At 42.4% G+C, this 20,865-nt stretch carries 21 protein-coding genes; 12 read left to right on the forward strand and 9 right to left on the reverse strand.

Features of this window, described 5'->3' with window-relative positions:
• Nucleotides 1-53: 53 nt before the first annotated feature.
• The 5 genes from ABYB02_RS01255 to ABYB02_RS01275 are packed head-to-tail and all read left to right on the forward strand — an operon-like array spanning nt 54 to nt 5,040.
• Complete coding sequence (locus ABYB02_RS01255; protein WP_372760253.1) at nt 54-2,024, forward strand: heme lyase CcmF/NrfE family subunit; 1,971 nt, start codon at nt 54-56, stop codon at nt 2,022-2,024.
• The gene (locus tag ABYB02_RS01260) at nt 2,021-2,590 is read left to right on the forward strand and encodes a redoxin family protein (RefSeq protein WP_372760255.1); all 570 of its coding nucleotides are present in this window, start codon (nt 2,021-2,023) and stop codon (nt 2,588-2,590) included. The genes ABYB02_RS01255 and ABYB02_RS01260 overlap by 4 nt, the downstream gene beginning before the upstream one ends.
• On the forward strand, nt 2,590-3,051 hold the full coding sequence (locus ABYB02_RS01265; protein WP_372760257.1) for a cytochrome c-type biogenesis protein: 462 nt from the start codon (nt 2,590-2,592) through the stop codon (nt 3,049-3,051). Before ABYB02_RS01260 ends, ABYB02_RS01265 begins: the two co-directional genes overlap by 1 nt.
• Entirely contained in the window at nt 3,052-4,299 is a 1,248-nt protein-coding gene (gene ccmI / locus ABYB02_RS01270) for a c-type cytochrome biogenesis protein CcmI (protein ID WP_372760259.1), read from the forward strand. It begins immediately after the preceding gene.
• A 9-nt stretch (nt 4,300-4,308) separates the two neighbouring features.
• On the forward strand, nt 4,309-5,040 hold the full coding sequence (locus ABYB02_RS01275) for a VacJ family lipoprotein (RefSeq protein WP_372760261.1): 732 nt from the start codon (nt 4,309-4,311) through the stop codon (nt 5,038-5,040).
• Nucleotides 5,041-5,100: 60 nt separating this feature from the next.
• Here the strand turns inward: ABYB02_RS01275 and ABYB02_RS01280 are convergent, their stop codons facing one another.
• Entirely contained in the window at nt 5,101-6,324 is a 1,224-nt protein-coding gene (locus ABYB02_RS01280; RefSeq protein ID WP_372760263.1) for an EAL and HDOD domain-containing protein, read from the reverse strand.
• Between the two features lie 310 nt (nt 6,325-6,634).
• Between ABYB02_RS01280 and putP the strand changes: the two genes are divergently transcribed.
• Nucleotides 6,635-8,113 (forward strand): sodium/proline symporter PutP, encoded by a 1,479-nt coding sequence (gene putP, locus ABYB02_RS01285; protein ID WP_372760265.1) that lies wholly within the window; start codon nt 6,635-6,637, stop codon nt 8,111-8,113.
• An 84-nt stretch (nt 8,114-8,197) separates the two neighbouring features.
• On the opposite strand, the gene ABYB02_RS01290 is transcribed toward putP, so the two are convergent.
• Nucleotides 8,198-8,515, reverse strand: coding sequence for a YebG family protein (locus tag ABYB02_RS01290; protein WP_372760267.1), 318 nt, complete (start codon nt 8,513-8,515; stop codon nt 8,198-8,200).
• Between the two features lie 360 nt (nt 8,516-8,875).
• Between ABYB02_RS01290 and ABYB02_RS01295 the strand changes: the two genes are divergently transcribed.
• Complete coding sequence (locus ABYB02_RS01295) at nt 8,876-9,175, forward strand: ComEA family DNA-binding protein (RefSeq protein WP_372760269.1); 300 nt, start codon at nt 8,876-8,878, stop codon at nt 9,173-9,175.
• Between the two features lie 13 nt (nt 9,176-9,188).
• Here the strand turns inward: ABYB02_RS01295 and ABYB02_RS01300 are convergent, their stop codons facing one another.
• Both ABYB02_RS01300 and dsbB read right to left on the reverse strand, forming a co-directional pair.
• Nucleotides 9,189-9,491, reverse strand: a complete 303-nt coding sequence (locus ABYB02_RS01300; RefSeq protein ID WP_372760270.1) for a DUF6170 family protein — start codon at nt 9,489-9,491, stop codon at nt 9,189-9,191.
• Complete coding sequence (dsbB, locus tag ABYB02_RS01305) at nt 9,491-10,009, reverse strand: disulfide bond formation protein DsbB (protein ID WP_372760272.1); 519 nt, start codon at nt 10,007-10,009, stop codon at nt 9,491-9,493. Before dsbB ends, ABYB02_RS01300 begins: the two co-directional genes overlap by 1 nt.
• Nucleotides 10,010-10,534: 525 nt before the next feature.
• Here dsbB and fadR point away from each other — a divergent pair.
• Both fadR and ABYB02_RS01315 read left to right on the forward strand, forming a co-directional pair.
• A complete protein-coding gene (gene fadR, locus ABYB02_RS01310; protein ID WP_372760274.1) occupies nt 10,535-11,248 on the forward strand; it encodes a fatty acid metabolism transcriptional regulator FadR in 714 nt (237 codons plus the stop codon).
• A 342-nt stretch (nt 11,249-11,590) separates the two neighbouring features.
• Complete coding sequence (locus ABYB02_RS01315; RefSeq protein WP_372760276.1) at nt 11,591-12,196, forward strand: peroxiredoxin; 606 nt, start codon at nt 11,591-11,593, stop codon at nt 12,194-12,196.
• A 98-nt stretch (nt 12,197-12,294) separates the two neighbouring features.
• Here ABYB02_RS01315 and ABYB02_RS01320 read toward each other — a convergent pair whose 3' ends face one another.
• Both ABYB02_RS01320 and smpB read right to left on the reverse strand, forming a co-directional pair.
• Nucleotides 12,295-14,883, reverse strand: coding sequence for a TonB-dependent receptor (locus ABYB02_RS01320; protein ID WP_372760278.1), 2,589 nt, complete (start codon nt 14,881-14,883; stop codon nt 12,295-12,297).
• A 369-nt stretch (nt 14,884-15,252) separates the two neighbouring features.
• Nucleotides 15,253-15,732, reverse strand: a complete 480-nt coding sequence (smpB, locus tag ABYB02_RS01325) for an SsrA-binding protein SmpB (protein WP_372760280.1) — start codon at nt 15,730-15,732, stop codon at nt 15,253-15,255.
• Between the two features lie 148 nt (nt 15,733-15,880).
• On the opposite strand from smpB, the gene ABYB02_RS01330 reads away from it, so the two are divergent.
• Together ABYB02_RS01330 and ABYB02_RS01335 are read left to right on the forward strand one after the other, a co-directional pair.
• The gene (locus ABYB02_RS01330; RefSeq protein ID WP_372760282.1) at nt 15,881-16,321 is read left to right on the forward strand and encodes a type II toxin-antitoxin system RatA family toxin; all 441 of its coding nucleotides are present in this window, start codon (nt 15,881-15,883) and stop codon (nt 16,319-16,321) included.
• Nucleotides 16,318-16,641 carry an RnfH family protein gene (locus ABYB02_RS01335; protein ID WP_372760284.1) on the forward strand — a complete coding sequence of 108 codons (324 nt, stop codon included), beginning with the start codon at nt 16,318-16,320 and terminating at the stop codon, nt 16,639-16,641. The genes ABYB02_RS01330 and ABYB02_RS01335 overlap by 4 nt, the downstream gene beginning before the upstream one ends.
• A gap of 95 nt (nt 16,642-16,736) precedes the next feature.
• Here the strand turns inward: ABYB02_RS01335 and ABYB02_RS01340 are convergent, their stop codons facing one another.
• Nucleotides 16,737-17,096, reverse strand: coding sequence for an outer membrane protein assembly factor BamE (locus ABYB02_RS01340; RefSeq protein ID WP_372760286.1), 360 nt, complete (start codon nt 17,094-17,096; stop codon nt 16,737-16,739).
• Between the two features lie 111 nt (nt 17,097-17,207).
• Between ABYB02_RS01340 and ABYB02_RS01345 the strand changes: the two genes are divergently transcribed.
• Complete coding sequence (locus tag ABYB02_RS01345; protein WP_372760288.1) at nt 17,208-17,543, forward strand: GIY-YIG nuclease family protein; 336 nt, start codon at nt 17,208-17,210, stop codon at nt 17,541-17,543.
• Between the two features lie 75 nt (nt 17,544-17,618).
• Here the strand turns inward: ABYB02_RS01345 and ABYB02_RS01350 are convergent, their stop codons facing one another.
• Complete coding sequence (locus ABYB02_RS01350) at nt 17,619-18,806, reverse strand: tetratricopeptide repeat protein (RefSeq protein ID WP_372760290.1); 1,188 nt, start codon at nt 18,804-18,806, stop codon at nt 17,619-17,621.
• A gap of 91 nt (nt 18,807-18,897) precedes the next feature.
• On the reverse strand, nt 18,898-20,817 hold the full coding sequence (locus ABYB02_RS01355; RefSeq protein ID WP_372760292.1) for a methyl-accepting chemotaxis protein: 1,920 nt from the start codon (nt 20,815-20,817) through the stop codon (nt 18,898-18,900).
• Nucleotides 20,818-20,865 lie beyond the last annotated feature (48 nt).

Here is a 20,865-nt window from a genome sequence, read left to right on the forward strand (position 1 = left end):
AAAGGAATTAAGCACGAAAAACCCAAATACAACCTAAATAGTGGTAATTAATAATGATCCCAGAAATTGGTTATTTTTCTTTAACCTTAGCCTTAGTGCTAAGTGTTTTATTGTGTATTTTTCCGCTGTGGGGGGCACATAGCGGTAACCTGCGCTTAATGCGTGCCGCTCCTTCGTTGGCGGTAGGGCAATTTGCGTTTGTATTAATCTCGTTTGTGGCGCTAATTTATGCCAGTTTAACCGATGACTTTACCGTTTCGTATGTGGCTTATCATTCAAGTAGCACCTTACCTTGGTATTATAAAATCACCTCAACTTGGGGCGGGCATGAAGGGGCGATTTTATTATGGCTCGTGATGCAAGCTGGCTGGACAGCCGTAGTTGCAGTGCGCTCTAAGTCGCTACCTTGGGTATTGCGTGCTCGCGTACTGGGGGTGCTGGGCTTTTTAGGGGTGGGCTTTATGCTGTACACGCTGTTACTTTCAAGCCCATTTGAGCGCTTATTGCCGTATTTTCCGGTGGAAGGACGCGACTTAAATCCGTTATTGCAAGACCCAGGCATGATTATTCACCCGCCATTACTTTACATGGGGTATGTTGGCCTCTCGGTTGCTTTCTCATTCGCTATTGCAGCGCTGTTAACCGGCAAATTAGATAACACGTGGGCTAAGTGGTCTCGCCCATGGACCATGACTGCATGGGGCTTTTTAACGCTTGGCATTACCATAGGTAGCTGGTGGGCATACTCAGAACTAGGCTGGGGTGGCTGGTGGTTTTGGGATCCGGTTGAAAACGCTTCTTTAATGCCGTGGTTAGTGGCCACTGCATTATTACATTCATTAAGTGTCACCGAAAAACGCGGTGTGTTTAAATCATGGACCGTGTTATTAGCCATTGCGGCATTTTCGCTGAGTTTATTGGGCACCTTTATTGTGCGTTCGGGCATTATTGTATCGGTACACGCGTTTGCTACCGATCCCGATCGCGGGCTGTTTATTTTAGCGTTTTTGGCCATTGTGGTCGGTGGTGGTTTAGCCCTTTATGGCATGCGAGTATCGCAAGTACATAGTGAAGGGCGCTACAAGTTTGTATCACGGGAAGTGGCTTTATGGCTGAACAATATTTTCTTAGTGGTGGCAACGTTAATAGTATTACTAGGCACGCTCTTACCTATGGTGCATAAAGAAATGGGTTTAGGCAGCATTTCAATTGGCGAACCGTTTTTTAATAAAATGTTTGCCATATTGCTGGTGCCGTTTGCCATCTTAATGGGCATTGGGCCATTTTTACGTTGGAAACAAAATAACTGGGCATTTTTGCAAAATAAACTCCTAATGTCCGCAGTTGCGAGCATTATTATTAGCTGTACGTGGTTGTTCTCTAGTTACGCTGTGGTGGCGCCGCTCACCTTAATTGCCACTACCCTTGCGGTGTGGATAGTGGTCACTGCAGTGGTTGACTTATATAGTAAAGTGACCGTGCACAACACAGTTCAAGAGGGCTTTAAACGGCTTGGTTTAAGCTACTGGGCAATGGTGCTTGGTCATGTAGGGATTGCCTTTGTGATTGCAGGCGTTACCCTCACCTCAGCTTATTCGGTTGAACGAGATGTTTCCATGAAGCCTGGTGATACTGTGCAGCTCAATGAGTATCAATACCGCTTTGAAGGAGTTAAAACTATCCGCGGCGCCAACTACAGCGGCCATGCAGGGGTGGTGTCGGTATTGAAAAACGACCGCTTAGTAACGCAATTACATGCAGAAAAGCGCCGTTACGACATTGGCATGCAGTTTATGACCGAAGCGGCTATCGACGCCGGCTTTACTCGCGACTTATACCTCGCCTTGGGTGAGCAATTAAGCCAAGGTGCATGGTCATTACGTATTTATCATAAGCCATTTGTGCGTTGGATGTGGCTTGGTGGCATACTTATTTCACTTGCTGGATTTGTGATTCTGTTTGATAAACGCTATCGCACATCAGCCAGAACAAATAAAGAAATAACCCAGGAGGAGGCACTATGAAGCGTAAGATAATAGCGATAGCGCCCTTACTGATTTTTATTTTTATTTGTGTGTTTTTGTACCAAGGCTTATTTGCTAACCCGCGAGAAATTCAAACGGGTCGCATAGGCCAAGCCATGCCCACCTTTAACTTGCCCGATTTAATGCAAGATAATAAGCAGTGGAATGAGCAACAGTTAAAAGGCGAGGCTTACTTGCTTAACGTATGGGGCACCTGGTGCCCAACGTGTTTATCAGAATTAGCTTACTTAACTCAATTGCGTGAGCAAGGCGTTAAAATTATAGGTTTGTACTATGTACAAGGTTATGACGCTGATTTTGATGGCCCGTTTGATATGCAAGCACTGCGCGACGATGTTAGTAATATGCTGGCGCGCGCCGGCGACCCTTATCAATTTAATATTTTAGATTTACAGCGCACATTATCGTTAGATTTAGGTGTCTCGGGTGCCCCAGAAACGTTTTTAGTGGATAAAACCGGCACCATTTTATTGCACCATACGGGGGATATTAACCCGCGAGTATGGCGAGCTAAATTTGCGCCAATTATGCAGGAGCTTAAATAATGAAGTGGTTGTTAGTTGCCTTAAGCCTATTAGTGAGTGTTGCGGCATTTGCTCAGCAAGACCGTTATCAGTTCGATAACAATGAACAGGCCGTGCGCTTTGAAGAGTTGACTAAAGAGCTGCGCTGCCCGAAGTGTCAAAACCAAAATATTGCCGATTCTGATGCGGTGGTGGCCAAAGATTTACGCGACAGAGTGCTGTCATTAGTAAAAGAAGGCAAAAGCAAAGATGAAGTGATTGAGTATATGATTGATCGCTATGGCTACTTTGTACATTACGACCCGCCGGTGACACCGGCGACGTTAGTGTTGTGGGTACTGCCATTATTAATTGTTATTATTGGTTTTGGTTTTATTGTGATTCGGCAACGTAAAGCGTCAGTCAAGCAGAGCTGGAGTAGCGATGATGAAGCGAAGTTAGTGAAGTTAATTGCAAAAAACAAACGTCAGGAGCAAAATTAAATGATTTTAATGTGGGCGTGTTTTGCTTTACTCACACTAATGGCACTGTTATTTGTGGTGCTGCCTTTTTTAAAAAAAGAGCAAGTGACCACTATTACGCACAACGCTAATGCCGAGTTAATTAGCATTTATGAGCAACGCTTAGCTGAGTTACAAAGCGATTTAGATAGCCAGCGTATTGACGCACAAAATCACAGTGAGTCGGTGGTGGAATTAAAGCGCCGTTTACTGAACGAGTTATCACCGGAAAAATCACTGCATAGTCGTGGTAATAATCGAATTTTTGCTTTAACCGGTGCAGCATTCGTAATTGCGCTTACTGGAGTATTTTACACCATGACCGGTAACCAGCAGCAAATAGTGGCATGGCATGATGCGATGGACAACTTAGCCGAATACGGCGAGCGTGCGGTAATGCAAAAAGGCGAGCCGCTCAGCGAAAACGAGCTGCAAGCATTTGCGTTGGGTCTTCGCACTAAATTAAGCCGTAGTGGTGATGATGAAATGGCGTGGATGTTGCTCGGCCGTGTTGCTATGACCTTAAGCGAGTTTGATATGGCGCAGCAGTCATTTGATAAAGCGTTGCGAATGAACCCAAATAACTTACAGGTACTGATCAGTTATAGCCAAATATTGCTCATAGAAGGCAGTGATGCCAGCATGACTCGTGCTGCGGGAATGTTGTCAAAAATATTACAAGTTGAACCAAACAATGTGGATGCTATTTCATTATTAGCACTGATTGCGTATGAGCGTAAAGATTGGCCGCAAGCAAAAGCGGCTTTTGAAGTATTATTAGCGAGTATGGATAAAACCGATACCCGCTATACTATGATAGAACAACGCATTAGCGAGATAGAGCAGCAAATCGCAACCACGAACCCCCAAGTTAACACGTCGGGTTCAGCTATCAGTGTAACGGTAGATATTGCCCCAGAGCTTGCCAATAAACAGCCTGAAAACGGGATTTTATTTGTATTTGCAAAAGCACTGACAGGCTCGCCCATGCCGATAGCCGTGGTTAAGCTGACAGAGTACCAGTTCCCTATTACCATCGAGTTAAGTGATGAAAACGCTATGGTGGCAGGGTTAAACCTTTCTAGTGCAGAGCAAATAATTATATCTGCGCGTATCTCTAATGATGATTCAGTGATGCCAAGTGCGGGTGAGTTAGAAGGGCATTCAGCAGTATTGCAACGTGCAGCTACTGAGCAATTACAGCTGCAAATAAACACATTAATACCTTAAGGATACGAGATGTTAAAACACGGCTTTACTTACCTACTTTTGTTAGTGCTGGCAGGGTGCGCACAAATTCCCGAGAGCCAGCAGGATGAGCGCGACCCGTTGCAAAGTATTAACCGTCCCGTTTACGACTTTAATATGGACATTTTAGACACTTATATATTAAGGCCGACTGCGGTTGGGTATATTACGGTTACACCGGCTCCTGTGCGACAAAGCTTAGTGCATTTCACTAATAACATCAGTGCGCCCGTTGATATGATTAACGCGGGCTTGCAAGGTAAAGCGGGTAATGCCAGTGTCAGCTTAGCGCGATTTTTAGTGAACTCCACCGTGGGTGTGTTCGGCTTATTTGATGTGGCAAGCTCGTTAGGACTTAACCATGTTGATGAAGACTTTGGACAAACATTAGGAGTGTGGGGAGCCGGTGATGGTGCTTATTTAATGTTACCTGCCATGGGGCCTTCTACGGTGCGTAACTTAAGCGGTGATCTCGTCGATAACTTTGTGTTACCAGAAATAGCGTTAACGACACCGCAAACCGTGTTAGTGTTTGTGTTAAAAGCAGTCGAGACGCGCGCATCACTGATCTCTCAAGAAGGTTTATTAAACGACTCGCTAGACCCTTATTTATTTGTTAAAGATATTTACTTTCAGCGCCAGCTGTATGAGCTGTATGACGGTAACCCACCGATTAAAGAAGAGCCCGATGACTTTGATGAAGACTTTTTAGATAGTCTGTAGTGATATTAACAAGCAAAAACGCCAAGCAATTGCTTGGCGTTTTTGCTGTATAGTTGCGCTTTATTCGTCAATCATAATTTGCATTTGTTCGTTTACCCAGCTAATTGCTTCATGATACGCGTCGGGTACCTTTCCACCTAAAGCTAACTTTTCGGTCAGTTCATTGGCTGCAGGCCAATTCCCCTGTTCATAAAATTTAACCAGATTTAAATAGCTTGCCAGTAAGCCTTCATCATTTAATAGTGCCGCTTTTATCTCGTTAGATAATGGCAGCTTTTTCATAACACTTTGCATACTTTCATCAAGAATAGCGTCCATCAGCGACATCATGCCGGTTAAAAAGGCCATACCGGTGTCTTTAAATTGACCATGGGAAATGGCCAATAACTCGCTAAAACGCGCTCGGGTTAACGATAAGCGAATAAGCTCTGTCGGCTTGTCTGCTGACATTTGCGCAGCAAATAGCAGAGATAGCAGCTTTTTAATTTCGTTTGCGCCCAGCACTATTAATGCTTGCTTGATGGTGCTAATTTCGGAGCGGCGTACGAAGGCAGCCGAATTTGAGTAACGTAATAATTTATAAGACAAGTTAACATCACGCTCAAACACTTCAGTGATCTTTTTCAGATCCATATCCAGCGTGGATGTTTCGTAAAGCAATTCAGCAAGTGCCATTTGCGAGGGCGGTAACGCTTTACTTTGGATCATTTCGGGTTTTGAAAAGAAAAACCCTTGAAAATAATCAAACCCGAGCTCCAGCGCTTGATGATACACCTCATAAGTTTCTACTTTTTCAGCAAGTAATTTTAGGTGCGGGTAAGGCTTTAAGTCTGCTACGATTTGTTTAATTGTGTCGATATCACAGCTTAAAAAGTCTATTTTAATAATATCTACAAACGGGTAAAAGTGACGCCATACGGGTTGATGAATATAGTCATCTAAGGCCATGGTATAGCCTTTTTCTTTTAGGTCTTTAACAATCGCAAGTAAGCGTTTACCGGGTTGTATGGTTTCAAGAATTTCCACCACAACGGTATCTTTACCCAGTAAAGTGGGGTAACCCTTTAATAAGGTATCTAAGGTAAAATTAATATAGGCAGGTTTATCGCCAGTTAAATCTTCCAGACCAAAATTAAATTGGCTGCCTTCAATTAAGCGTGTGGTTGCTTCGTTGCCGTCGATCTCGGGGAAAACATTTTTTACACCATCACGAAACAGTAACTCATAGCCAATAAGATTTTTATCACGATCTAATATAGGTTGGCGTGCAGCATAAAAGTACATAAAAGTTCCGTTTTGGTCAAAAAATTATCAAGTATTGTAATAATATATGGTAAAACAAGTAAAATAGCATTGAGTAAATTATGAATCTAGCCTTATTAAGCCCAATGACTAAATTATTCGGCTAAATTGCATTATTAATATGCAAATTGATGGTTTTTAAGCCGTTGAGATTGACATGTTGGAATTATTACTATTACCCATGGTATAGTTGCAGCGAATGGTTTTTATCCCAATACTGTCTTAATTATAATACTTTAAGAGTCATTATTTGGATTGAAAGCCTATTATAATTTATTATATGGAGGCGAATTTGGAAACAGGAATGATTATTTCACTGGCATTGTACTTTGTTGTAATGCTGGGTATAGGTTTATACGCATATAAACAGTCTACTAGTGATGTGTCAGGCTACATGCTAGGTGGACGTAGTTTATCGCCAAGTGTGGCAGCACTGTCTGCAGGTGCATCAGACATGAGTGGCTGGATCCTAATGGGCTTACCGGGTGCCATGTTTGTTAGTGGTTTTAGCAGCACTTGGATAGCGATAGGGCTTATTGCCGGTGCGTGGTTAAACTATTTACTGGTTGCACCTCGCTTAAGGGTATATACCGAAAAAGCCAATGACTCCATCACCATCCCCGATTACTTCTCAAACCGCTTCAATGATAAATCTAATTTACTGCGTGTTGTATCTGCTGTAGTCATTATCGTATTCTTTACGCTTTATACTTCATCGGGTGTGGTTGCCGGCGGCAAATTATTTGAAAGCTCATTTGGGCTTAGTTACGAAACCGGCCTGTATATCACTACCGGCGTGGTAGTGCTTTATACGTTATTTGGTGGCTTTTTAGCGGTAAGTCTCACTGACTTTGTGCAGGGTTGTATTATGTTTGTTGCATTAATACTGGTACCTGCAGTGACTTATTCATTGCTTGATCAACCTTTAGAGTCAACGTTAAATAGCATTGATCCCAGCATGTTAAGCTGGATTGGTGCCGGCTCTGTACTGGGTATTATATCGGCAATGGCATGGGGCTTAGGTTATTTTGGTCAGCCACATATTATTGTCCGCTTTATGTCTATTCGCAGTGTTAAACAAATGCCAACGGCGCGCCGTATTGGTATGAGCTGGATGATCACCGCGGCTTTAGGTGCGGTGGGTACAGGTATTTTTGGTGCCGCTTACGCGTATGAAAATAACATTGAAGTTGCAGATCCAGAAACCATTTTCTTGGTATTGTCTGAGCTGTTATTCCACCCGCTCATTGCAGGTTTCTTACTCGCGGCTATTTTGGCTGCTATCATGAGTACTATCTCATCTCAGCTATTGGTGAGCTCAAGCTCGTTAACCGAAGACTTTTACAAAACCTTTTTACGTAAAAATGCCAGCGACTTTGAACTTGTCAGCGTAGGGCGTATTAGTGTTGCTGCTGTTGCACTTTGTGCCATTTACTTAGCTTATGATAGAGACAGCTCTATCTTAGACTTAGTGAGTAACGCATGGGCTGGTTTTGGCGCTGCTTTTGGTCCATTGGTGCTATTTAGCCTTTATTGGAAGCGGATGAACTTCGCGGGTGCCTTGGCGGGTATGGTTGTTGGCGCACTCACCGTATTGGTTTGGATATATGCCCCAATTACCATTGACGGTGCAAGCCTAAGTAGCCTGATCTATGAAATCGTACCAGGTTTTATCTTAGCCAGTATCGCCATTGTGGTTGTTAGCTTAGCAACGAAAGCGCCGAGTGATGAAATTACCACATTGTTTGAACAAGTAGAGCAAGAGTTATAATGGTATTTATGCCCTAATGTGGCGCACTAAAAAGGGAGTAACGTGAGTTACTCCCTTTTTTAATGTTTAACGATTAAATTGCTATTAGCTGGCTTTTTTATCTTTATTGTCTTCGATGGCAGTTACCTCAGCAGTGTTTTTACTACTCGCTGCTTTTGCCTTTGCTACCGGCTCTTTAGCTCCTTTTAAAATAGCCATAAAATCATCTTTACTCTTCGCCATTTCTAAAGCAAGCGACTCTACTTGTTGTTCGCTTAGGGGCACGTCAACCTTTGCTAATAAAACCTCAAGTGACTCAGCAATATCGAGCATTTTGTCATAGGCATCAGCTTCTTTTTTGGTAGTAAACGTCATGCGCTCGACTCCGTTTCGTTCTACAACATACTTAACAACAACAGCCATGATTTCTCCTGCTTACTTGCGTGGCAATATAGTTTATATAAACCATTAGATTACTGTTTTTATGTACAGTACAAGTTTGCGGCTAAATTTGCAAGTTAGAATACTAAGTTTTCAAGCGTAAAGTTGACAATAAAGAGTTAGTTTACTTTAGTTAAATAGGGCGTGTTGAGCTAGTTTTATGTAGCAGAATAAACGCGACCTAATCACTTTTGAGTACCATAGCTGTTAGGGATTTCAAAGGGAGTGGATTTAAGCTTAGCGATCAATTAGCTGAATGGAGGTAAAAACATTCTGTTTATTAAGAGCTAAGTAATTAAATAACCAACTAAATGTTCAAGTAAGAACAAACAAGGATAAATTATGAAACAACTTAAATGTGCAGCTTTAGCACTCGCGTTATCACTATTGAATATTAGCGTAGCCTATGCGAATAATGAAACATCAGCCACTTCACAGCAGGTAATGCCTGCAACGATCAATATCAATACCGCAGACGTAAACCAATTAGCAAAACTGCCCGGCATTGGTAAGAAAAAAGCACAAGCAATTGTCGACTATCGCCAAGCTCACGGTGAGTTTAGTTCATTGAGTGACTTAACGATGGTAAAAGGCATTGGCACCAAGCTCATTGCCAAACTGGAAGGGAAAGTTTCACTTTAATCTGTGCAGGGCGTTATTCGCCCTGCTGATATTGCTGTAATGCGGCAGTGAGATGTTTTTTGGCAAAATTAATTTCAATGGGAGTGGTAAGTAAAGGGTAAGCGAGCCCTGCTAATAATAAAAATGGCAGTAGGAGCCAACCCTCAAACACCACAAACATGAAAAAAAACGGACTTAATAATAATAGTTTTACAACCCGTAACAGCACCTTGCTCGTTGGCGATAGCATAGACAAAGCCAGTGCAATAACGTATTGCCGCTGACGTATTTTTAAGTGTTTAAGCTCGTTAAGTTGACTGGTAAAAAAAATAAACATTACAAAGACCTGTTGATCAGTAATCGGCTCATAACAACGATAAATAATGCGCCCGTAACTACCGCGAATATAATTTCCATCCATGCAGGCATACTCAAGCCAACAAACTGCCAATCAATATTACCACAATCGCCAGTGGCTGCGAAAAAGCTCGGTAGCCATTCGTGCAGCGGCATAAAAGTCGGAAAATTAGGTTCAAATTCACAGCTGTACGCAAACGGATCTGTGGTTGTTTGCATGTCGATATGCTCACGGGCAATTAATAACCCCCAAATGCTTGATAGCCCCCAGCCACTATAAGCTAATAGCCTAACGCCTTTATGTTTCGGGTTAGTCGCCCCAATGAGCGCTGCAATCAGTAACCCTAATACGGCAGTGCGCTGATAGATGCACATAATACACGGCGCTAAGCCCATATTATATTGAAAAAACAATGCTGTTGCTTCAAGCAGCAAAACAATAGCACTGAATAATAGCCAAGGACCCCGTTTAGTGGGGAGTTGTGCAAGCCAGTTCATAAAAAAATCCGCATTTAAATAAGTACCTTAGATTATGACTGAGGACAAAGTTGGGGGCAAGCAAAAGGGATAAACCTCGCTGCGGTCGGCTTTGTATCATCGTAAAACGGTAATATTCTAATAAATAGTATGCAAAAAACGCGTTATATGCCGTTAAGTTAGTTAACCATATTCACTGTGGTTAAAATAATTTATAGTCGCAGCAATCTGTAGTAGCGTGCACTATGCCGTTACATTGGCGCAGCGTAACGATTTAAGTTAGTTTGGCTGTGTGTGCAAACCATGTCGCAGGCGCCATACTCAGAGGCCCTACAAGTATAAAAGTGTATTGAAGATGAATAAAAGCCTATATACGCCTTCGTGTACTAATAAATTTAACAGTAAAACTTTAATTTTTAAGCTGAAAAACTTTTAACTATTTACCTAACGGAATATGGCGTACTTTACTTGTTAGTTGAGCGTCGTCTGGTACAATCAGTCGGTTAATCGTATGTAGTGATGTGAATTAATTCGAGTGAGAATTGAATGAGAATTTTTAAAGCGAAAAGCCCAGCAGGATTTGCTGAAGAATATATAGTCGAGTCTATCTGGAATGGCGACTTTCCTCCAGGTTCAATTCTACCTGCTGAGCGTGAACTCTCAGAGCTAATAGGTGTTACCCGAACAACGTTACGTGAAGTATTACAGCGATTAGCACGCGATGGCTGGCTGACGATAAAACACGGTAAGCCAACAAAAGTAAATAACTTTTGGGAAACATCGGGGCTCAACATACTTGAGACGTTAGCGCGTCTTGACGAAGATAAAATGCCTGAGCTGACAGATCAACTGCTCTCTGCACGAACCAATATAAGTGCTATTTACACTCGAGCAGCAATCAAGCTAAACCCACAACGGGTGATTGAAATTCTGTCACTGAGTGATGAATTAGAAGATAGCGCACAAGCGTTTGCTGATTACGATTATAAAGTGCATCACGAGTTGGCTGTTGCAGGTAATAATCGTATTTACGTGCTCATTCTTAATGGCTTTAAAGGGTTTTATTCAAAAATAGGCTGTCACTATTTTTCTGATCCGGGTACCCGTGAATTGGCTCGTCAATTTTATAAAGACTTAACCAAGTTGGCAGAAAACAAAGAGCACGACGGTGCCATTATGCTGATGCGTAAATACGGACATCAAACCGGTGAAATTTGGCAACAGATCCGCGGTGATATGCCAAGCGATATAATGGACTAAATACCTTTATGCGGTAAAGTTTGTAAAGAGAAGCCTGCTTAAGCAGGTTTTTTTATTTTCACCAAGCATGAACATTTGCACTATCGTTACTGGTTAGTCCGCTAATTTTCATTTGCCGACATGCGTGTTAACGATAAAGCCGATATTGCAACTGCTTCAGCCATCATTGCTATCGCTATTATCGATGGTGGGTATCGCTTAATACGATTGTTATTTTGTAGCAGTTCCCTCTAGAATGACAATAATTATATGTGCGCTCTTGGTTTTTTGATTTTAGCGCCCATATAACTATCAGTATTGCATAAGCAATTGACAACAAACTCAAAATATTTGGAGAATAAAATGGGTGTATTAGTAGGCCGCCAGGCACCAGACTTTACCGCTGCAGCTGTATTAGGTAACGGTGAAATTGTAGATAGCTATAACCTTCATGAAAAAATCAAAGGTAAAAAAGCAGTGCTTTTCTTTTACCCACTCGATTTCACGTTTGTATGTCCTTCTGAACTTATTGCATTTGATAAGCGTTATGAAGAATTCCAAAAACGTGGTGTTGAAGTGATTGGTGTATCTATCGATTCACAATTCTCACACAACGCATGGCGTAACACTGCTGTTGCAGATGGCGGTATTGGTAAAGTTAAATATGCACTAGTTGCAGACGTTAAACACGAAATTTGTAAAGCGTACGACGTTGAGCACCCAGAAGCGGGCGTTGCGTTCCGTGGTTCTTTCTTAATTGACGAAGAAGGTAATGTACGTCACCAAGTAGTGAACGATTTACCACTAGGTCGTAACATTGACGAAATGCTGCGCATGGTTGACGCACTAGCGTTCCACACCGAGCATGGCGAAGTATGTCCTGCTGGTTGGTCTGAAGGTAAAAAAGGTATGGACGCAAGCCCAGAAGGCGTTGCTAAGTTCCTATCTGAAAACGAAGGCGAGCTATAATTTAGCCCTTTAACAATCCAATCTGCTGGTTAATTAAGTTAACGTGACGGGTTGAAATAAAAAAAACCGCCAATTGGCGGTTTTTTTATGTGCTTTGCTTAGAACGAGAAAGTTACTTTAGTGTAAATATAACGCCCACGTGGGTTGTGTACCCCAGACGCATAACCGTAAAGGTCTGAATCGCCATCACCAATTGCAAACGGTGGTGCTTCATCAAACAGGTTGTTAATACCTAATGATACTTTAGCCGAGTCACTAATACGGTAAGCAGTTTGTAAATCAACCAGTACTTGTGAATCAACCATACGCGATTGATTGCTGTCGAAGTCTAAATTGCCATCAAAGTCGATATCTGGCGTATCTTCAAACTCACCGACATAACTAATGTTCATGTTGGTATTAAAGTCACCAAATTCCCAGTTAGTTGAAAAAATCCAACGGTGCTCTGGGTAACCGTATTCACCAGAATAATCACGACCATCTTTTTCAAACTTATCTTGGTAAGCCCATTCTAAATTGAATTTTAATAACCCTAAGTCATCCAGTGAGTGGTTATAGTTAGCAGAGAAGTCAATACCCGACACTTCTTGCGATGATACGTTTTCAAAGGTGCTATAGATTTTTTGAATCGAACCTAAGCTTTCACCATTAGTCGGCGGTAAGCGCACACACACTGTGCTGTTTTGGCTGTCACACTCTGCAGCATAAATGGGGCCAAACTCTTGCTCGTCAATTTTGTTATCTTGGGTAATGCTCCACACATCAATGCTTAGACCAAACTCAGCGGTGGGGGCCCAAATAAAGCCAACGTTCCACGATTCAGATTCTTCTGGTTGCAGATCTGCATTACCCGAAAATTGAATATTATAATCGAGTGCATCACAATCTAAGCCTGTTTGTTCACAGCGATAAGTATCAATAAAGAACTGGCTTTTTTCTGACGGACCTAAGCCAACTTGTGCCAGCGAGGGGGCTCTAAAGCCTTGTGCCCACGAACCACGCACGGTAATTTCATCACTCGGTGCCCAGCGCAGTGCCACTTTTGGATTTGTAGTCGTACCAAAATCGCTGTAATCATCGTGACGGCCAGCAAGTTGCAGCTCTAACGTGTCGGCAAGTGGGATTGAAAATTCAACATACGCGGCATATTGATCACGCGATGCAGCTGCTGAAACGGCCTCAGTACCAAAAATTAAACCACGACGGAATTGATCATCAGGGATATCGCTAACATCTTCCTCACGATATTCGATACCGGCTGCCATCATCACCACATCATCGCCAAAGCTAAATGCTTCACCGCTAATATTGGCGTCAAACGAAGTCATGTGTGACTCACCTTGGCGTACTAGGCTGGTAGTAATTCTATCGATCACGGCTTGATCGTTATAAGTGCCACCAAAAGGGTTGTAGTTACCGGCATCTATTTCTTGTTGTAAATAGTCGGTACGTACCCAACCTTGGCTGCGATTGCCAGTTTGTGATGATTTACTGCGGCCTTTTTGTACCGCTGTTTCCCAGCTCCAATCGTTAAATTCGCCGCGTAAACCGGCAACAAAACGCATGGTATCAGATTCAATATCCCATTGACGTGCACCTGCATCAACCGTTCTGTAACGACCAATTTCAATGTCTTTATTAAATGGATTATTAGGGTGATTTGCTGGCACTGTTAGGCCGGCATCTTCATCGAGTGGAGTAGGGGCACCGGCTGCAACCGAACTATTATGCTGTACCGCCATTTCTAAAAAGCCGGTAATGCCATTATCAAAATTATATTCAAACTGTGAAATAGCCCCGATACGCTCAGATGCTGGCGCAATATAGCCGTATGGGCCGTAATCAAATAAACAACTACCACTGGCTGTTGCGCTATCGGCAGGACATGCAGGGTCAATGGTTTTTACGCCATCGACGTAAAAGTAACCCGGGAAGCCACGCGATGAACGGAAATCTTCACCACCATAAGGGGTTTGATTCGCGGTGCCTAAGCTGCCCATTTCATTAGATGATAATGAGGTGTTTTTAAAGTAGTCTACTATCACTGAAGCGCTACTTTTTTCGCTAGTGGTACCCCACACAATGCTTGCCGTGGTTTCTTCGTAATTAGGGCCGTCGGTGCCACCATAACCTAAGTTAACCTCAACGCCGTCAATGTCTTTTTTCAAAATAACATTCACTACGCCAGCTACGGCATCTGAGCCATAAATTGCTGATGCACCATCTTTTAAAATGTCTATGCGTTCAATTGCCGAAACCGGAATGCTGTTAATATCAACAAACGAGTTGGTAATCCCTTCGGCAAAGGCGCTAATAGCAACGCGGCGACCATTAATAAGCACTAAGGTCGCATCAGCGCCTAGGCCTCGTAAGCTAACTGCCGCTGAGCCATTTGCTGTAGAGTCTTGGTTATTACCACGGGTTGAGAAAGTACCATTGCCTGCAACCGGCATTCTTTCAAGTAATTGCTGCAGGTTATCGTAACCCATATTATCGATATCGGCACGACTGATAGATTGAACCGGAGAAGGCCCTTCCATATCTGAGCGTTTAATACGCGAGCCTGTGACTTCAATGCGTTCTACTTTTTTTGCTTCATCAGCGGCGTAAGTTGTGGTGGAAAAGCCGGCTGTCAGTGCCAAAGTAGCCCCAGCGATTAGGCTAGGTGTAAAAGAACGTTGCTTCATCCTTAAGTCCTTGTTGTTAGATGATAAAAAATAATTGACTAAAAAGTCGCAACATTAATAGCATGTAAGCTAATGGTTATCAATAGTGTTAAATTATTTTTGCTAATAGGTGTTTGTTTGTAAATTAAACAATGCCTTTTGTGTGTATTTAAGAATAATAGCGGGTCTAATGGCGTATTTTGGCAATAAATATTGCGTTATGAGAATAGGAGGTAGTTAAATAATGTAAAAAATGCTGTTTTTGTAATAATTTATTTAACAAAATTAGTGGTTGAATTGTGTGGTATGTGTACGATGTGATGTGAAAATAGCCGTTAAATTATTTTTCAGCGTACAACGAAAAACGCCTAACAAAGTTAGGCGTTTTATTTATGCTTTATGCTTCATTAAGCGTTCTTTTTCTCGCGACCAGTCTTTATTTTTACCGTCTTCGCGTTTGTCGTGCAGTTTTTTACCCTTCGCTAAGTGAAACTCAAGTTTTACCCAGCATTTTTTCCAGTACATCGCGGTTGCGATTAATGAGTAACCATCACGCTCCGTTGCGCCTACAAGGCGATCGAGTTCGCGTCGGCTCAGTAACAATTTTCGATAACGTAATGGATCGCAAATTACATGGGTTGAGGCACTGTTAAGCGGCTGAATTTGACTGCCAAGTAAAAATGCTTCACCATTTTTAAGGTGGATATAAGTTTCAGAGATATTCACTTTTCCAGCTCGGATACTTTTCACTTCCCAGCCTTGCAGCTCTATTCCTGCTTCAAACTTATCGTGTAAAAAATACTCGTGTCGCGCTTTTTTGTTTAGCGCGATGGTATTATTTGTCGATTTTGATGATTTATTCTTAGCCATAGTGCCCTATATTATACGTAATACGCGATGTTTTACATCGATTTTTTAATAATGCTTTTAAAAACTGAGTAATTCATTTTAAGCCGCATGAATGTTTGGGGAAACGTGCAAAGCTTGCTAAAATCTCATCACACAGTTGGGAGTGAGTATGCCACAAATAGAAAAAAGTGCGCTGGTTATGTACAGCACTAAAGAGATGTTTGACCTAGTTAATGATGTTGAAGCCTATCCGCAGTTTTTACCAAATTGCTCGAACTCAAAAATTATTCAGCAACATGATAATAGCATGACCGCCAGTTTAGAAATATCTAAAGCGGGTATAAAAAAATGGTTTACCACAGAAAATACCTTTGTCGATGAGCAAACTGTGCTACTGCAGTTAGTCGATGGCCCCTTTAAAAAATTACAAGGGCGTTGGTATTTTCAACAGCTAGATGCAAAAGCGTGTAAAGTACATTTACAACTAGAGTTTGAGTTTTCCACTAAGTTGATTGAACTGGCCTTTGGTAAAATATTTAATGATGTGGCAAAAAATATGGTTAGTGCGTTCACTCAACGTGCAAAGCAAGTTTATGGAGCGAGAGTATGATCCGTGTTGAGGTGGTATTTGCATTACCCGACAAGGCAACTAGTTTAACCATTGAAGTCGTAAAAGGCACCACTGCAGAGCAAGCGGTGATTCAGTCGGGAATTATTGATAAGTGCCCTGAAATTGATGCCACGGCGCTGACTTTGGGTATTTGGAATAGAACCGTGAAGCTTACTCAAGAGCTTAAAGAAGGCGATAGAATTGAGATATATCGTCCTTTGATTGCCGATCCTAAAGATGCGCGCAGAAAACGTGCTGAAAAGGCAAAAGAAGAAGGGCGAGCTAATAAAATCACCGGTGGTCGTCCTTTAGAGCGCTAGCATCGCACACATTTGAGTTAGCGTGCTGGTATATAAAGGCGTTGTCTAACAAAGGTGAAGGTTATTCACCTTTGTGAGCGGCTAGCGCAAAGACTTTATTGTTCGAGCGGGGTAGTGAAGTTTTCTGGTTGCTGGTAATCACCCGCAATAGATACTAACTTATCATTTTCAAAGTGAATAACTAAAGACTTGTATTGCTCGTTTTTGCGGCCTTTATTAAAGCTATACACATAGCGCCAGGTGTTATTGTCAAAGGCATTTTCAGCAATAGGGTGGCCTAACACGTAAATAACCTGTTCACGGCTCATGTTAACACGCAGCTTATCAACATCGGACTGCTCTAAAAAGTTACCTTGGGGAATGTTTATTCTGTATACCCAGCTAGAACACCCAGCTGCTGAGCTCAACGTTAAAGCAACGATAAGCCAAAGAGAAAAAGTTTTTAACGACTGCATTGTTAGTTGTGATCCTTATTTTTTATAATCTGCATGATACCGATTAGTCACTGAAGGTAAAACCCTTTTCAGTAATTGTTTTTGTTTACTGTAATACGCTAAGGCAGTGTTTTGACCAGCAATATTGAAAAAAGTTTAAAATCTAGTAAAACACCCGCTACCACCGCTGACTCTGTGTGGTATTTATATATAGTGCAAACACGACTTGGTCATTGGTATACGGGGATCACCACCAATGTAGAAAAGCGCTTCGCTACCCACCAAGCAGACAAAGGCGCAAAAAACCTTAAGGGTAAAGGGCCGCTAATGCTGATCCATCAGCAAGCCGTCGGTAGTAAAAGCGCGGCGAGCAAATTAGAGTACCAGCTAAAAAAACTCCCTAAAGCAAAAAAGCGTGCCTATGTAGCAGCATTTAAGCACTCCACAACAGCAAATACAGCTTTGTGAGCACTAGCAAAGTGGCTTAGTTACGCGCTTAATGCACACATTTTAATTGATTTTCAGCCGCCGTGGTTTTAGCTGTTAATGTATTTCCTTTTCAAGTACATAGGCTTGCAGCGCATTTAGCTTAGTGGCATAGCGCTGCTGGTCGTGAGCAAAGTCAGCTTTTTTACCGGCTTGGCGTAAATGATAATCGGCTCGCGATAATTCTCCCCACTGAAAATAAACCCGTGCCAAACCAAAATGCGCTTCATGTAAAGTTGCGGCAAGTGAATAGGCTTTTTTAAAATGTTTGAGAGCTTGGGCGTAATTATTCTGTGCATAATCAGCATTGCCTAATGAAATATGATAATAGGGGTTACTCTGGCGTTTATTATCAAGTTGTTTGAGGATTTGTTGCCCTTGTTGTTCGCGGTGGGTAAGTTGGTACAGCACGGCTAAGTTACCCAGTGCAGTATGGTTGTTTTTATCTAAGTAAATGGCGTAGTTATAGGCAAGCTCAGCGGCATTTAAATGCCCAAGGTGGCGATATAAAATACCTAAGTTCCCCCAAGCTGCACTATAGCTAGGCGCTACTGTAGTGGCTGCGTTAAAGTAGCTATAGGCTAAATCATATTGCTCGTTTATCAGCGCCACTGCGCCTTTATTGTTATAAAACATCGCGGTTACTGTGGCTTTGCTGAGCAAACTGGTTTTAAAGCGGGCTTGACGACTGGCGGGGTAGAAGTCAATCACCAAGCCGTTATCCCGTTGATACACTGTTTTACTGCTACTTCGCGAGTTTGCCGGGTTAGCAACGGTTAAATTAATGTGTCCGGTTAAAAAGTTGACCCCTTGAGTCAGTGCCCAGTATTCGGGAATATGTACTTTTTGAAATTGTGCCTGTAAGCCAAGATGCTCCGCTAAGCTATAGGCTAAAATAGATAATGACAAACAATTAGCATTCAAATTTTGATAACTTTGCGCCGCAGTTAACGTTGCGCCCGATTGATAGGCAAGTGACGCATCGCCATTTGTTAATAGCAAATTTAAAATAGCATGAGCGAGTTGCGGTGCTGTATTTTGCCGTGTTAAATGACTATCGAGTTGTGCGACTAGGCTTTCATCTAGTTTAAATATCTCGTTTGGGGATTCAATCGGCTGAATTTTAATATTGGCAGGCTGTAAGCTCGGGGGAGTCATAGACTCTTTAGCCGCAGAGCTGCAGCCGATTAAACACAGCATAATGCTAAAGAGTAGCAGGTAAACAGACAGTCGTAGGGCATTCATATATCACCTCCGAGCTCAACATCCCTTTAAGTATAGGGGAAATTGGGCTCAGCGGTATATTTGTATCACGTATTAGCTATAACGGCTTAGCTTAACGTTTGGCTTCAAAAGTGGCCACCAAGGCGGCTAGGGCTTGTGCGCTATTCGCTAGGTCGCGAATTGCTTGTTCGGTTGTTAGTTGCTGGTGCATTGATTTATCACTAATTTCGCTAATTTGTTCAATATTGCGTCCAACATCGGCTACCACATTACTTTGTTGCTCCGTCGCAGTGGCGATCAAGGCAGCCATATCATTGATTTGGTTTGCTGTTTCGGTAATGGCATCCAGTCGCTCTACTGAGCTTTGCATTGCCCCTACGCTTTGCTGGGCTTTTGTTTTTGATTGGCTAATGTCGTTGACAACATCGTTAGAAATTTGTGTTAGCTCTTCAATCATCGATTGAATTTCGGTGGTTGACTGTGACGTCCGATTCGCCAGGGCGCGCACTTCGTCGGCAACCACTGCAAAGCCGCGACCATGCTCTCCCGCACGCGCTGATTCGATGGCCGCATTCAGTGCGAGTAAATTGGTCTGCTCAGAAATGCTTCGAATTGCGTCAACAATACTGGCGATATCCACCGTTTTTTTCGATAGCAAAGTAACTTGCTCAGTAATGCCGTCGATATCGCTGGCAAGGGCGGCAATAGTGGCTTGGCTTTGCAATACCTGCTGATGACTTTGTGTGGTGTTTTCATGGCTATTACTCGTGAGCTTAGCCGTGTTAGCAGCGCTTTGCGCTATTTCTTGCACTGTGGCGCCCATTTCGTTGATTGCAGCGGCAACTGAAATAGTTTGCTCTTTTTGCTGATCAATAGCCAAAGAGTTTTGCTTGGCTTGCTCGAAAACCTGATCAGAACTTTGGCGAATACCTTCACTTTCGTGTGCCACTTGCTTGATTGCGGTCTCAATTTTTTCAATAAATTGATTAAAGCCGGTGGTTAAATTATGCAGTTCAGGCTGTGTTGAGTGAGGTAACCGGTAGGCCAAGTTGGCATCACCCGAGCCTAAGCGCGAGAATAATTGCGCGATGTTAGAAAGCGGAGATGCCAGCGAACGTGCAAGTAAGTAGCTGATAAAGCTGGCTATTAACGCAATGATTACGGTAAAAGTTAAAATTTGCCATTCTAATTGAGCTACACTGGAAAACACTTCCTGCTTTGGCACTTGTGCGACTACGAAGAGGTCGGTATTTTTAATTGGAGTGGCGGCAACGAGTGTTGCTTCATCATTTAAATTAATTTCTTCTAATGTAAAACCATGCTGGTTTAACAGTTTAGTGTGTATATTTGCACCATAAAGTGTATCTATATTTACTTTTGCCACTTTGTTGGCGTCTTTATGTAATTGGATCAAACCATGCTTGTCGGCTAAAAAAACAAACCCCGATTGCTCAATATTAAATTGTTGCAGTAACTTTTGCATCTCGGTAATGCTTTTAGCCAGCCCCGCTAAACCAATGCCGTTAGGCTGCTGATGATTTATATACATTTTTACGTCATTGGCTGATTCTTGATAAATACTAATGTCGTAACGGCGCTTCGATTGTTTAAACGCATAAAACCAGCCATCTGCCGCATCATTTTTTAATACCCGTAAAAAGCCTTGTTGGTTCCAGTATTGCGCTGTTTCTCGGTTGGCCCATGAGGCGGTAGCAAGATCATATTGCTTAACCAGTCGATTTAATTCTTTCAGCAGTAGGGTGTCGTCAGTCGTGTCAGAATTAGCCCAATCGATCACAAAAACATTCGCGGATAACTGCTCTGCCGCCCCAAGTAGTTCATTAATTTCGCCACCAATGTGGTTACTGATCGCTTGAACTTTACTCGGCAGCTCAGATCCTATCATCCGTTGTTCGATAATGTTTTCTGCATTATGTAACGATGTAACGCCGATAAGGGCTGCAACACATATAGCAATTGCACTGCCTAATGCGGTAATTTTTTGGGTTATTGAGAGGTTTTGTATCATCATTATAATCGTTATCTTACAACTAAGCCGAGTAGCTTGTTATTTTAACAC

It is taken from the genome of Pseudoalteromonas sp. (genome assembly GCF_041613455.1).
Classification (GTDB): Bacteria; Pseudomonadota; Gammaproteobacteria; order Enterobacterales; family Alteromonadaceae; genus Pseudoalteromonas.